The sequence below is a fragment of the Sphingomonas caeni genome (assembly GCF_026013415.1).
GTDB lineage: Bacteria > Pseudomonadota > Alphaproteobacteria > Sphingomonadales > Sphingomonadaceae > Sphingomonas > Sphingomonas caeni.
In genome coordinates, this window is sequence record NZ_JAPDOK010000006.1 from 120778 (window position 1) to 134271 (window position 13494).

Here is a 13494-nt window from a genome sequence, read left to right on the forward strand (position 1 = left end):
CTGCAGATGGGCAAGGTGGTCCAGAATATCGCGCGTGCGGACCCGGCGGTGATCGACGGGCTGGCCGCCGCCGGCGTGGCGACAGTGCATGAGGCGCAGGGCCGGATCGGGCTGCTCGCGCACTTTATGCGCCCCATCTATCCCGGCGCGCGGATCGCGGGTTCGGCGGTGACGATCTCGTCGCCACCGGGCGACAACTGGATGCTCCATGTCGCGATCGAGCAGCTGAAGGATGGCGACATCCTCGTACTCGCGCCCACCAGCCCGTGCTTCGACGGCTATTTCGGCGATCTGCTGGCGACCTCTGCGATGGCGCGCGGATGCCGCGGGCTGGTGATCGACGCGGGCGTGCGCGACGTGCGCGACCTGACGCAGATGGGCTTTCCGGTCTGGTCGAAGGCCGTGTTCGCGCAAGGGACGATCAAGGCGACGCTCGGATCGGTCAATGTGCCGATCGTGTGCGCGGGCGCCGCGATCGAGGCGGGCGACGTGATCGTCGCGGACGATGACGGGGTGTGCGTGGTCAAACGCGCCGATGCCGCCGCGGTGCTCGAAAAGGCGCAGGCGCGCGAGGCCGCTGAAGAGGGCAAGCGCAAGCGGCTGGCGGCGGGCGAGCTCGGGCTCGACATCTACGATATGCGCGGCAAGCTGGCGGCGATGGGCCTCACTTATGAATGACGGCGTCCGCTGCATGTGGATGCGCGGGGGCACATCGAAGGGGGCGTTCTTCCTCGCGGAGGACCTCCCTGCGGACATTGCCGCGCGCGACGCCTTTCTCCTGCGCGTGATGGGTTCGCCCGATCCGCGCCAGATCGACGGAATGGGCGGCGCCGACCCGCTGACCTCGAAGGTCGCGGTGGTCGCCAAATCCGCCCGCGACGGGGTCGATATCGACTATCTCTTCCTCCAGGTCTTTGTCGATTTGGGCGTAGTCACCGACAGCCAGAATTGCGGGAACATGCTCGCGGGCGTCGGACCCTTCGCGATCGAACGCGGGCTCGTCGCGGCGATGGACGGCGAGACCCGCGTCGCGATCTTCATGGAGAATACCGGCCAGGTCGCGGTGGCGACGCTGCAGACGCCGGGCGGACGCGTCACCTATGCCGGCGCTGCGGCGATCAGCGGCGTGCCCGGCACCGCCGCGCCGATCCCGCTCGCCTTTCGCGGCACGGCGGGGTCGAGCTGCGGCGCGCTGCTCCCCACGGGCAAGGGGGTGGACGTGATCGAGGGCGTCGCCTGCACGCTAATCGACAATGGCATGCCCTGCGTGGTGATGCTGGCGAGCGATGTCGGCGTCACCGGTTACGAGGATCGCGACACGCTCGATGCCGATGCGGCGATGAAAGCGCGGGTCGAGGCGATCCGGCTCAAGGCGGGGCCGATGATGAATCTGGGCGATGTCGCCGAAAAGTCGGTGCCCAAGATGATGCTGGTGGCGGCGCCGAAGGCAGGCGGGGCCATCGCGGTGCGATCGCTGATCCCCCACCGCGTCCATGCGTCGATCGGCGTGCTCGGCGCGGTCAGCGTCGCCACCGCATGCCTGATCGAAGGATCGCCTGCCGCCGCGCTGGCGCGGGTTCCCGGCGGGCGCGTCCAGACGCTCGGGGTCGAGCACCCGACCGGGATCACCGAATGCGTGGTCACGGTCGATGCGGCGGGAAATCCGGTGGAAGCGGGGATGCTGCGCACCGCGCGCAAATTGATGGACGGAGTGGTGTTCGCATGAGCCGCAGCAAGACCTGGATCGACCGGCCCTCCAGGCCCGGCTTTACGCCCCCGCCCGGCGCGGTGGACGCGCATGTCCATGTTTTCGGGCCCGAGGCCGAATTCCCGTTCAGCCCCAAGGCTAAATATCATCCGGAGGATGCGACGCCGGAAATGCTGTTCGCGCTGCGCGACCGGCTGGGCTTCTCGCGCAACGTGATCGTGCAGGCGAGCTGCCACGGCACGGACAACGCCGCGACGCTGGCAGGCATCGCCAAATCCAGAGGGCTCGCGCGCGGTGTCGCGGTGGTCGATCCCGATATCGGGGTGACCGAGCTCAAGCAGCTCCACCAGGGCGGTATCCGCGGGGTACGCTTCAACTTTCTCAAGCGGCTGGTCGATGACGCGCCCAAGGACAAGTTCCTCGAGATCGCGAAGAAGATCGAACCGCTCGGCTGGCATGTCATCGTCTATTTCGAAGCCGATCTCCTCGATGAGCTGGTTCCGTTCCTGGAGGCGATACCGACGATCGTCGTCGTCGATCATCTGGGCCGGCCGGATATCGCGCAGGGGCCGGACGGGGCGGACATCACCGCGTTCAAGGCACTGCTCGATTCGCATCCGAGGATCTGGACCAAGGTGTCCGGGGCCGAGCGCCTGTCGGTCCAGGGCCCGCCCTTCGACGATTTCGTCGAGGTGATCCGCCCGGTGGTCGAGGCCTATCCCGATCGCGTGCTGTGGGGCAGCGATTGGCCGCATCCCAATATGGAGCATCGCATCCCCGACGACGGGACGCTCGTCGACGTCATCCCGCGGATCGCCGTGACCGCCGAGGCGCAGCGCAAGCTGCTGATCGACAATCCCGTTCGGCTGTACTGGCCTTGATCCGGACGCCGCGCACAGCAGATTTAGCTTTATCATATAACTGTTATTGACCTGAACGATATTGCGTGGAATGATCCTCACGCCATCGGGACTCATCAAGATCGCGGGGCCGATTGGGGAGGATCACATGGCCGGACTGAACTTGCGCGCGACCGGACTCACGACCAGCAGCATTGTCGCCCTTGCCTTTGCATGCGGCCTGACGATCGCCGCTCCGGCGGCGGCGCAAACCCCGGCATCCGGGGCCGACAAGCCGCAGGAGGTGACCGGGGGTGACGACGACGTCATCGTCGTCACGGCCCGGCGGCGCGAGGAGAGCCTGCAGGATACGCCGATCGCGGTTTCGGCCTTCAGCGGCGAGCTTCTCGAGGACCGCCAGATCCAGCAGACGCAGGATCTCGAGCGGATCACGCCGAGCCTCCAGTTCAAACCCGCCGGGCAGCTTTCGGGCAACAGCTCGTCCTCGGTCGTGTTCATCCGCGGCGTCGGCCAGGTCGATCCCACCGCGGCGGTCGATCCGGGGGTCGGCGTCTATCTCGACGAGGTTTATCTGGGCCGGGCCGTAGGCGGGACGATCGAATTCGGCGACATTGCCGGGGTCGAGGTGCTGCGCGGTCCCCAGGGAACGCTGTTCGGCCGGAACACGATCGGCGGCGCGATCCTGATCCGCACGCGCCAGCCCGAACTCGGCGCCTTCAGCGGCCGCGCCCGGTTCCGCGTCGGCGACGATTCGCTCTACGAGGGATTTGCCGCGCTCAATATCCCGATCGGCAGTACCGCGGCGGTGCGGGCCTCGGGCGGCTTTCGCAAGCGCAACGGCTATGTCATCCGCGCATTCGACGGCCGCGATCTCGGCAACGACAATGTCTTTACGCTCAACGCCGCGCTGAAGTGGGAGCCCTCCCAGGCATTCGACCTGTTCATTCGTGCCGACTATACCAAGCGCGACGAGAATGGCGCGCCCTTCGTCTTCGCCGGCATCAACGAGAAGGCCCCGGTCCCCGCGATCGTGAGCGTCGCTGCCGGCTGCCCCGGCGCGACCATTCCGTTCGCCCCGCTCGCGCCCGGCGACCCGCGCTTCGGGGCGCCGAACGTTCCGCTGATCAACGATCCGCGATGCGCGAACGACTTCCAGGCGCGCGGCGACTTCGTCAATGGCGGCACCGCCAATGTGCTGAGCACGTCCGAAGTCTGGGGCGTGGGCGCGACGGCCAATCTGAAGCTGTCCGATGTCACGTCGGTGAAGCTCATCGGCTCCTACCGCGAGACCCAGTCGCGCGGCGTGCGCGATGCGGACAATACGCCCTTCCTGATCATCACGACCGATGTCGGGGCGAAATCGCAGCAGATCAGTCAGGAAGTGCAGGTGCAGTTCGACTGGACCGGCGTGAACGCGGTCGTCGGCGGCTATTATTTCAACGAGGAAACGAGGGAGCGCGCCACCGTGCCGCTGTCCTTCCCGCCCTCGCCGCCGGTGATCGGCTCGATCCTCGCCGGCGGGCCCGGGACGCGCGACCTCCAGATCTCGAACCTGTCGACCGACTCGCTCGCCGCGTACGGCCAGGTCAATGTCGAGCCGGTGAGCGGGCTCGAGCTATCGGGTGGCCTGCGGTACACGACCGATCGCAAGACCTTCCTCGGCACCGTGCTCAATCTGTCGCCGGCGACCTTGCCCGATCCGAACCCGCTGCCGACGCTCGCGACGTCCGAAGGCGGCACGCTGTTCCTGTTCCACCGGCCCTTCTCCAACAGCTTTTCCGCGCTCACCGGGTCGGCGACGATCCAGTATCGTTGGAGCCCGGCGATCAGCACCTATGCGTCCTTTGCGCGCAGCTTCAAATCGGGGGGGTTCAATACCCGCTACAATGCGGTGCCCGCCGGCAACGTGCCGCTCTCGTTCGGCGAGGAAAGCGTCACCAGCTATGAAATCGGCGCCAAGACCAATTTCGGTGGCGTCCGCTTCAATCTGTCCGCGTTCCAGGCCGATTACAGCGACATCCAGCTGATCTTCCGCCAGGGCGTGGTGCCCTTGCTGTTCAACGCCGGCGAGGCGCGGATCCAGGGGCTCGAGGCCGAGCTGAGCTATCACGCGCCCTGGGGACTGATCGTCGATGCCAGCGCCAGCATGCTCGACGACGATATCCAGTCCATCACGCCGGTGCCGGGCGCGACCGCGACCGTCACGCCGGCGGACGATCTGCCCTTCACGCCCGATTTCCAGGCCAATTTCGGGATCGCCTACAAGATCGAACTCGGGGGCGGCACGCAGCTGCGGCCGCGGTTCGACGGCAGCTACAGCTCGAAATTCACCTTCATCACCGGCAGCGTGCCGGAGATCGAGGAGAATGGCTATTTCGTCGCCAACGGGTCGATCACCCTCAAATTCTCCAACGGGCTGGAGCTGAGTGGCGGGGTGAACAATCTGTTCGACGAGCGCTATCTCATCCAGGGCAACGCGTCGCTCGGGACGCTGGGCTATGCCGAGCGGATCTTCGCGCGGCCGCGCAACTGGTACGTCCAGGGGTCGATCGAGTTCTGAGCTGCTACCTTTAGAGTCTGAGACCGAAGCACCTCGTCATCCCGGCGAAAGCCGGGACCCAAGGTTACAAGCGGTGCGTTGCTTGGCTCCGGGTCCCGGCTTTCGCCGGGATGACGATTCAAACGAGATGAAGCCGACTCTAGACCCTAATCCCGGTCCGCCCGGCCCGCCTTGCTCGGGATCGGCTGCCGCTCGATCCTTTCCAGAAGGGTGAGCAACGCCGCTTTGTCGGCCTCGCTAAAGCCGGCGAGCATCCGTTCCTCATGCGCGTGGATACGGGCGGTCGCGTCGCGCATCGCATTTTCCCCGCTCGCCGTGGTGCGAAGCGCGAATGCGCGCCTGTCGCGCGGATCGGTCAGGCGATCGATCAGCCCCTTTTCGATCAGCTCGTTGATGAGCGCCACCATATTGGCGCGTTTGATTCCGAGGATGTGGCCGACCGTACCCTGATTGATTCCGGGATTGGCCGCGACGATCGACAAGACCGCGAAGGTCACCTGGCGCAGGCCGGTCCCCTCCATCGCGATGGTGAAATCGACCGCAAACGCCGCCGATGCCCGGCGCAGATGATATCCCGCCAGCGGCTCCAATGCACCGATCTTGATCCTGGCTCGCGACATTGGTGCGGCAAGCCATGTTTGATCGCTTGCGTCAATCGCCATGGAAGCTTTCGATCGCGCCCGCGCGGACATGGCACCGGGTCAGCGGCGCGCCCTTAGGCCGCGCGGTGTGATTGCCATGGGTTCGCGGGTGCGGAAAAGCGCGGCAAGCTGTGCGCAGATGGCTGCTAACCCATTGATCCAATTGGTCGGGGTGACAGGATTCGAACCTGCGACCCCCACACCCCCAGTGTGATGCGCTACCAGGCTGCGCTACACCCCGACCAAGGGTGCGCCCTCTAGGCGGGTCCGCGGCGGGATGCAAGCCGCTCCGGCCAGACTTTTGTGCCGAGCGAAAGAGTTGCGCGGTGGATGGGTGCATGATAGCGCGCCCCGCTTGAACAAGAGCGGGCGTACACATACGTCCGCCAGAACAAGCCACCCAGGGAACCTATGTTCATCACCCCAATTCTCGCCGCGGCAAGCGGCGCCGCAGCAACGGGCGGCACGTTCGCGATGGTCCAGACGATGGGCCCGCTGCTCATCATGTTCGTCGCCTTTTATTTCCTGCTGATCCGGCCGCAGCAAAAGCGCGCCAAGGATCATGCGGCGCAGATCGCGGCGGTGAAGAAGGGCGACACCGTCGTCACCGCGGGCGGCATCGTCGGCAAGGTCGTCAAGACCGATGACCAGTTCGCCGATGTCGAGATCGCGCCGAACGTGAAGGTGAAGGTGGTCAAGTCGACGCTCAATGACGTGCAGCCCGCGGGCGGCGCGAAGCCTGCGAACGACTGATGCTGGATTTCCCCCGCTGGAAGGTGTGGGCGACGATCCTCACGATCGTCATCTGCTCGCTGCTCGCCGTGCCGAGCTTCCTCCCCGAAAGGACGATCGCGGGCCTGCCGGGCTGGATGCGTCCGACGATCAACCTGGGGCTCGATCTGGCTGGCGGCTCGTATCTGCTGCTAGAGGCCGATACCAAGGACGTCGCCAAGTCGCGCATCGAGCAGATGCAGGAATCGGTGCGGACCGAGCTGAAGCGCGCGCCACGGATCAATACCGGCGACGTCTCGATCGCCGACGGCAAGGTGAGCTTCCTCGTCACTGATCCGAGCAAGGTCGATGCGGTGCGCGAGCGGCTGCTCAACCTGGTCGGCAGCGGCGCAGGGATGACCGGGCAGCGCATCTGGGACGTGCAGGTGGTCGACACCAGCCGCTTCGTGCTGACGCCGACCCAGGCGGGGCTCGACCAGGCGGTCAACACCGCGATGGACGACGCGCGCGAGGTCATCAGCCGCCGCATCAACGAGATGGGCACGCGCGAGCCCACCATCATCCGCCAGGGCAGCAACCGCATCGTCGTGCAGGTTCCGGGCCTCAAGGATCCCGCGGCACTCAAGGCGCAAATCGGCCAGACCGCGAAGCTCGAATTCAAGCTGGTCGATGAGAACGTCACCCCCCAGCAGCTCGCGACCAACCAGCCGCCGATCGGCAGCCAGATCCTTCCCTATCAGGAAGGCGGCGGGCGGATCGGAGTCTATTCGCCGGTCTCGCTAAGCGGCGACCAGCTGGTCAATGCGGTGATGGAATTCGACCAGCAGGACGGCCAGCCCGGCGTGGTCATCACCTTCGACGGCGCGGGCACGCGGCGTTTCGCGCGGCTCTCGACCGAGAATGTCGGCAAGAAGTTCGCGATCATCGTCGACGGGGTGGTGATCTCCGCGCCCTATTTCAAACAGCCGATCCTGGGCGGCGTCGCGCGGATCGACGGCAGCTTCACCTCGGACAGCGCGAACCAGCTCGCCATCTCGCTGCGCTCGGGCAAGCTGCCGGTCGCGCTGAAGGTGGTCGAGGAGCGCAGCGTCTCGGCCGAGCTCGGCAAGGATTCGATCGAGAAGGGCGTGCTCGCGGGGCTGGTCGGCACGTTGGTGCTGATCGTGTTCATGCTGATCACCTATGTGCGGTTCGGCGTCTATACCACGCTGGCGCTGCTGGTGAACGGCGTGATGATCCTGGGGATCATGGCGGTGTTCAACGCGACGCTGACGCTGCCGGGCATCGCCGGCTTCGTGCTGACGATCGGCGCGGCGGTGGACGCCAACGTGCTGATCAACGAGCGCATCCGCGAGGAGCAGCGCGTGCGCAACCGCAACGCGCTCGAATCGGTCAAGTTCGGCTATTCGGAAGCCAGCCGCGCGATCTTCGACGCGAACATCACCAACGTCATCTCGGCCGTCATCATGTTCGGCGTCGGATCGGGCCCGATCCGCGGCTTCGCAGTGGTGCTCGCGATCGGCATCGTCACTTCGGTCTTCACCGGCGTCACCTTCACCCGTCTGCTCGTCGCGGACTGGCTGAAGCGCAACCGCCCGAAGACGATCAACATCTGAGGCCGCCAGCGATATGCGCCCCTTCAAGCTGATCCCGGACAACACGAACATCCCGTTCCTGAGGTACCGGAACATCGCGATCTCGATCAGCCTCGTGCTGATCATCGCCAGCATCATCCTGTGCGTGACGCGCGGCTTCAACCTGGGCATCGATTTCGTCGGCGGCCAATCGGTCCGCGTCGAATTCCAGCAGCCTGTGAAGGCCGAGGATCTGCGCGAGCGGATCAGCGCGCTGGGCCTGGGCGATCCGACGATCCAGGAATATGGCAGCGCCAAGGAGTTCGGCATCCGCACGCCGCTGCCCGCGGGCGGCCCGGACGCCGCGGAAAAGGCCGCGACCAAGATCCGCACGACGCTGGAGCAGGCCTATCCGGGCGCGCATGTCGGCCAGGTGGAAAGCGTGTCGGGCAAGGTCTCGAACGAGCTGTTCCGCACCGGCTTCCTGTCGCTCGCGCTCGCGATGATCGGCATCACCATCTATATCTGGGTGCGCTTCGAATGGCAGTTCGGCGTGGGCGCGCTGTTCGCATTGTTCCACGACGTGGTGCTGACGCTCGGCTTCTTCGCGCTGACCCGGCTCGAATTCGACCTCAACGTGGTCGCGGCGATCCTGACGATCATCGGCTATTCATTGAACGATACGATCGTCGTCTATGACCGCATCCGCGAGGATCTGCGCAAATACCGCAAGATGGCGATTCCCGAGCTGCTCGACCTGTCGGTCAACGAGACGCTGTCGCGCACGATCGTGACCTCGCTGTCGCTGGCGATGGTGCTCGCGGTGCTGCTGGTGCTGGGGCCGGACGTGATCTTCGGTTTCACCGCATCGATGCTGCTCGGCATCGTCGTCGGTACCTTCTCGTCCATCTATGTCGCGGCGCCGATCCTGCTGTGGCTGCGGCTCAAGCCCGACAGCTTCGTGCCGAAGGAGGAGACGGCGGCGGCTGCGGCCGCGACGGCGCGCAAGGGCGGCAAGCGGGTCGACTTCAAGGACATGCCCTGAGGGGCTGAGCGATGCGGAAGGGTAACCGCGACGCCGAAGGGCCGGTGATCTCCGGCTTTTCGGGGCGGGGCTTCCGCGTCGATGGCGGGGTCTATGAGGGGCTGCTGATCACGCCCGAGCGCGCTGATGGCTGGGCGCCGCCGCCGGTCGCCGATCTGGCCGAGGGCGATCTGGCGCCGTTGCTGGGGCTCGATCCGGCACCCGAGTTCATCGTGCTCGGGACGGGATCGGCACTGGTGCGCCCGCCCGCCGGACTGATCGCCGCGCTTTCTGCACGCAGCATCGGGCTCGACTTCATGGACAGCCGTGCGGCGGCGAGGCTTTGGGGCGTGCTGAGGGCCGAGCGGCGCTGGATCGCCGCAGCCTTGTATCCGCTCGATTGAAGCGTTTTTTCTCGGCTCACGCCGAGGCCCGGCACCAGCCCGCTCCCCCACCCGGCCTCCCTTACTTTAGTATTCTATGGGAGGCCGGGTGGGGGAGCGGGCTGGTGCCGGGCTTGCCGAAGCAAATTGAAACTAACCCGTATCGATCGGCGTTAGGCTCACTGATGGGTTCTTCGGGGCCATGTTCAGTGAGGTAGATCATGTATAAATTGCTTCTCGCGCTCGGCGCGATGTCGCTGGCGGTTCCGGTGGCGGCGGTTGGGGTTCCGGCGGCCAAGGCCGGGGCTGCGGAATATAAGGCGAGCGCCGAGGCGCAGCGCCGCCACAAGCGCTACAGATACCGCGAATGGCGCGGCCGCGACGGGCGCACCTATTGCCGCCGCTCGGATGGCACGACCGGACTTGTGGTCGGTGCGGTCGGTGGCGCGCTGATCGGGCGCACGATCGACACGCGCGGCGACCGTTCGGCGGGTACGCTGATCGGCGCGGTGGCGGGCGGTCTCGCCGGCCGCGAGATCGACCGGAGCGGCTCGCGCCGCCGCTGCCGTTGATTTGATCGGCTCACGCCGATGAAGCGGTGCCGGCCCGCAAGCGGCGCAGGAACGTGGCATGTTAACCTCCCTGCGCTAAGCAGGGAGGCATGCTGCGTGTGCTGACTCTCTCGACGCTGTTTCCCGACGCGTCGCGGCCCAATTTCGGCATCTTCGTCGAGCGCCAGACCCTGGCGCTCGCGGAGGCGGGCGCCGCCGTGACGGTCGTGGCTCCCGTCGGCATCCCGCCCTGGCCGCTCTCGCTCCACCCGCGCTATCGCGCGCTGGCCGGGCTTCCCGAACATGAACGCTGGAAGGGCGTGGAGGTCTATCGTCCGCGCTTCCTTAACCTCCCCGGCACCGGCGGGCGGTTTCACGCGCGCATGGTGGCGCGGGCGGTCGCGCCGGTGCTGGCGGCGATCCGCACGGCGTTTCCCTTCGACCTGATCGCGGCCGAATTCTTCTATCCCGGCGGGCCCGCGGCGGTGGCGCTGGGGCGGCGCTTCGGCGTGCCGGTGTCGATCACCGCGCGCGGATCGGACATCCATATGTGGGGCAAGGCGCCGGGCGTTGCCGGACAGGTGATCGCGGCGGGGCGAGCAGCCGAGGGGATGGTCGCGGTCTCCGAGGCGATGCGCGACGACATGATCGCGCTCGGTATGCCGGGCGAGCGGATCCGTCCGATCGTCACGGGCATCGACCTCGACCGCTTCGCGCCGCGCGACCGGACGGCGGCCAAGGCGGCGGCGGGGGTGAGCGGGCCGCTGGTGGTGTCGCTCGGCGCGCTGATCCCGCTCAAGGGACATGACATCGTCATCGACGCAGTGGCGGGGCTGCCCGGGGTCAATCTGTGGATCGCGGGGCAGGGCCCCGAACATGCCAGGCTCGAGGCGAAGATCGCGCGAATGGGGCTGGGGGGCCGGGTGCGGCTGTTGGGCGGTGTGCCGGCGGACGAGGTCGCCGCGCTGCTGGCGGCGGCGGACGTGATGGCGCTGGCCTCCGAACGCGAGGGACTGGCCAATGCGTGGTTCGAGGCGATGGCGAGCGGGACGCCGATCGCGATCCCCGATGTCGGCGGCGCGCGGCAGGTGCTGCGCGGGCATGACGCGGCGGGGCGGCTCGCGGCGCGCACGCCGCGGGGCTTTGCGGAGGCGATCGCGGGGCTGCTCGCCGAGCCGCCGGAAGCAAAGCTGGTGCGTGCGGCCGTCGAGCCTTATAGCTGGGCGGCTCACAGCGCCCACTTGATCCAGCATTATTCGCGGTTGATCGGCGCGCGGGGCATTTCGCAGGCCGCTTGAGGGTGGCTTTTCAGGGCGATTTCAGGTAGAGGGAATTGTTACAGTTTTAAGACAATCCAGCTAGATACAGGGAGACGCGCATCGTGGCCGCCAAGAAAGAGAAGAAAGCGTCAATGCTTCCCAAGGTCATCGAGGGGGTGAAGATCCCCAAGGCGGTGCGCGAGCATCTGGCGGCGCTGGCCAAGAACCCGATCGTGGCCAATCTGCTCGCCGCGGGGCTGGTGTCGCTCGCGGCCAAGCTGAAGGGCGAGACGCCGGCCGAGGCCGTCGCCGGAGCGCCGCCCGCCAAGCCCGCCGCGAAGAAGACACCGGCGAAGAAGGCGCCTTCGCCAAAGGCTCCGGCGTCCAAGGCCGCTGCCGTCAAGCCTGCTGCGGCGAAGGCTCCCGCCAAAAAGGCCGCGCCCAAGGCAGCTGCCGCCAAGCCTGCGGCTGCGAAACCCGCCGCGGCAAAGCCTGCGGCCAAGGCGCCGGCGAAGCGCCCGCTCGCCAAGCGCAAGCCTGTCGCCAGCTGACGATTTAGGCTAGGCAGAGGTTCCCAGGGGGAGGGGACGATGGCGGACGATATGAGTGGGCATCCACCGAGCGGGCCGGGCCATGCGCTCGAGCGGCTGATCTTCTTTTCGGATGCGGTGTTCGCGATCGCGATTACCCTGCTGGTGATCGAGATCCATGTGCCCGAGCTGCATGACGGGCATTTCAGCGACCTCGACTTCATCGCCGAGCTGGCGCAGCTGACCCCGAACTTCATCGGCTTCTTCACGTCCTTCTTCGTGATCGGGGCGTTCTGGGCAGGGCATCACCGCGCCTTCGATTGCGCGCGGCATTGGAATCCGCGGCTGATCTGGCCCAATCTGATGATGCTCTCGGCGATCGCGGCCATGCCCTTCTTCACCGCTTTCTCGTCCAAATATTATGGGCACCGGGTGCCGGTGGCGCTCTATTGCAGCTGGCTGCTGCTCACCGCGCTGCTCAATATCCGCGTCGTCGCCCTGGTGACCGCGCCGGCGATTGCGGGTGAGGAAATGACTCCGGCGCGGCGCTGGGCGATCCGGCAGCGCGGAATTGGCGTGGCGCTGGGCGCGGCGACGGCGGTAGTGGTCAGCCTGTTCGCGCCGCCGTTCGGCCAGCCCGCCATAATGTCGATCCCGTTCTGGATGCTCCTGCTGCGCCGGATCGGGCCCAGGGGCTGATGGATCCCGAAGCGCGCGCGCTGATCGCGGCGCTGGGATTGGCGCCGCACCCCGAGGGCGGCTGGTATCGCGAGACCTGGCGGGCCGCGGAAGGGCCGGGCATGCGCGCGGGCGGGACGGCGATCCATTTCCTGCTCGAGGCCGGGCAGCGTTCGCACTGGCACCGGGTCGATGCCGACGAGCTGTGGCTGTGGCATGCGGGTTCGCCGCTGGAAGTGCTGGTCGAACAGGAAAATGGTGCGGTGCAAAAGTCTGCGCTTGGCGGGGATGTGGCCGGCGGCTACCAGCCCCAGTGCCTGGTGCCGGCGAATCGCTGGCAATCGACCGAGGCGCAGGCGGGCTGGGCGCTGGTGAGCTGCGTAGTGGTCCCCGGGTTCGACTTTGCGGGGTTCGAGCTGGCAGCCCCGGGCTGGAGCCCACCCGGCCTCGAATAGCCCGCCTTATCCCCATTATCCACGTTATCAACAGGCCAAATGGCCCATTTCGCGCTTTCCATGGCGGCGATTCAGTGACAGTTTCATAACTGTAAGGAGGCGGTGGCGCCGAGGGAAACCGAGGCAAAGCCAAGAACTTACAACGGACGGGAAGACAGCGGAGACCTTCGGGCGACCAACGAAATCCAGTCCAGGATGCTCCGATGGGTCGGATGCGGAAGGGCTGCGAAAGCAGCGTGGAAACATCGGGCGGAAGGGGAGGCGCAAGCCCGACCGGAAGCCTCGAAGGGGAGAACGGCGAAAGCGGTTCGAAGCTTCGGGATTGTTCGGAATAAAGTGTCCAGCAAGGCTTCGTTGCTGCCCCCGGCAGTCTCGAAGCGGGCCGCCGAGGTCCGGGAAACTGAAACTCCTTCGGGAGCGGAAACATACCGGCCTCGACGACCGACGCGAAGCTCGCATGCCCTTGCCGGCGCGAGCGGAGCATGCCGCCGAAACCAGGCCCAAGTGTCCTTCGGGACCCAAGAGCCGAAGTCCGGTGA

14 protein-coding genes and 1 tRNA gene are annotated in these 13494 nt (G+C 66.6%); 13 read left to right on the plus strand and 2 right to left on the minus strand.

Annotated features, from left to right (window positions below; all coding sequences use genetic code 11):
- Positions 1-6 precede the first annotated feature (6 nt).
- The 4 genes from OF829_RS15430 (at position 7) to OF829_RS15445 (ending at position 5128) form a co-directional block, all read left to right on the plus strand.
- Positions 7-678, plus strand: coding sequence for a 4-carboxy-4-hydroxy-2-oxoadipate aldolase/oxaloacetate decarboxylase (locus OF829_RS15430; protein ID WP_264940998.1), 672 nt, complete (start codon positions 7-9; stop codon positions 676-678).
- Positions 671-1726: a 4-oxalomesaconate tautomerase gene (locus OF829_RS15435; RefSeq protein ID WP_264940999.1), complete on the plus strand. Its 1056-nt coding sequence runs from the start codon at positions 671-673 to the stop codon at positions 1724-1726. The genes OF829_RS15430 and OF829_RS15435 overlap by 8 nt, the downstream gene beginning before the upstream one ends.
- A complete protein-coding gene (locus tag OF829_RS15440; protein WP_264941000.1) occupies positions 1723-2589 on the plus strand; it encodes an amidohydrolase family protein in 867 nt (288 codons plus the stop codon). Before OF829_RS15435 ends, OF829_RS15440 begins: the two co-directional genes overlap by 4 nt.
- A gap of 127 nt (positions 2590-2716) precedes the next feature.
- Positions 2717-5128 (plus strand): TonB-dependent receptor, encoded by a 2412-nt coding sequence (locus tag OF829_RS15445; protein ID WP_264941001.1) that lies wholly within the window; start codon positions 2717-2719, stop codon positions 5126-5128.
- Between the two features lie 146 nt (positions 5129-5274).
- Here OF829_RS15445 and OF829_RS15450 read toward each other — a convergent pair whose 3' ends face one another.
- Together OF829_RS15450 and OF829_RS15455 are read right to left on the minus strand one after the other, a co-directional pair.
- Positions 5275-5748: a MarR family winged helix-turn-helix transcriptional regulator gene (locus OF829_RS15450; RefSeq protein WP_264941002.1), complete on the minus strand. Its 474-nt coding sequence runs from the start codon at positions 5746-5748 to the stop codon at positions 5275-5277.
- Positions 5749-5933: 185 nt separating this feature from the next.
- A tRNA-Pro gene (locus OF829_RS15455) sits at positions 5934-6010 on the minus strand.
- 170 nt (positions 6011-6180) lie between these two features.
- On the opposite strand from OF829_RS15455, the gene yajC reads away from it, so the two are divergent.
- From yajC to OF829_RS15500, 9 genes are all read left to right on the plus strand, one after another.
- Positions 6181-6522, plus strand: a complete 342-nt coding sequence (yajC, locus tag OF829_RS15460; protein WP_264941003.1) for a preprotein translocase subunit YajC — start codon at positions 6181-6183, stop codon at positions 6520-6522.
- On the plus strand, positions 6522-8117 hold the full coding sequence (secD, locus tag OF829_RS15465; RefSeq protein ID WP_264941004.1) for a protein translocase subunit SecD: 1596 nt from the start codon (positions 6522-6524) through the stop codon (positions 8115-8117). Before yajC ends, secD begins: the two co-directional genes overlap by 1 nt.
- Before the next feature lie 13 nt (positions 8118-8130).
- The gene (gene secF, locus OF829_RS15470) at positions 8131-9120 is read left to right on the plus strand and encodes a protein translocase subunit SecF (protein ID WP_264941005.1); all 990 of its coding nucleotides are present in this window, start codon (positions 8131-8133) and stop codon (positions 9118-9120) included.
- An 11-nt stretch (positions 9121-9131) separates the two neighbouring features.
- Entirely contained in the window at positions 9132-9503 is a 372-nt protein-coding gene (locus OF829_RS15475; protein ID WP_264941006.1) for an Mth938-like domain-containing protein, read from the plus strand.
- Positions 9504-9703: 200 nt separating this feature from the next.
- Positions 9704-10054 (plus strand): glycine zipper 2TM domain-containing protein, encoded by a 351-nt coding sequence (locus OF829_RS15480; protein WP_264941007.1) that lies wholly within the window; start codon positions 9704-9706, stop codon positions 10052-10054.
- An 89-nt stretch (positions 10055-10143) separates the two neighbouring features.
- Positions 10144-11331 carry a glycosyltransferase gene (locus tag OF829_RS15485; protein ID WP_264941008.1) on the plus strand — a complete coding sequence of 396 codons (1188 nt, stop codon included), beginning with the start codon at positions 10144-10146 and terminating at the stop codon, positions 11329-11331.
- Between the two features lie 113 nt (positions 11332-11444).
- The gene (locus OF829_RS15490) at positions 11445-11843 is read left to right on the plus strand and encodes a hypothetical protein (RefSeq protein ID WP_264941009.1); all 399 of its coding nucleotides are present in this window, start codon (positions 11445-11447) and stop codon (positions 11841-11843) included.
- A gap of 39 nt (positions 11844-11882) precedes the next feature.
- Positions 11883-12521, plus strand: a complete 639-nt coding sequence (locus tag OF829_RS15495; RefSeq protein ID WP_264941010.1) for a TMEM175 family protein — start codon at positions 11883-11885, stop codon at positions 12519-12521.
- Positions 12521-12955, plus strand: coding sequence for a cupin domain-containing protein (locus tag OF829_RS15500; protein ID WP_264941011.1), 435 nt, complete (start codon positions 12521-12523; stop codon positions 12953-12955). Before OF829_RS15495 ends, OF829_RS15500 begins: the two co-directional genes overlap by 1 nt.
- Positions 12956-13494: the final 539 nt, after the last annotated feature.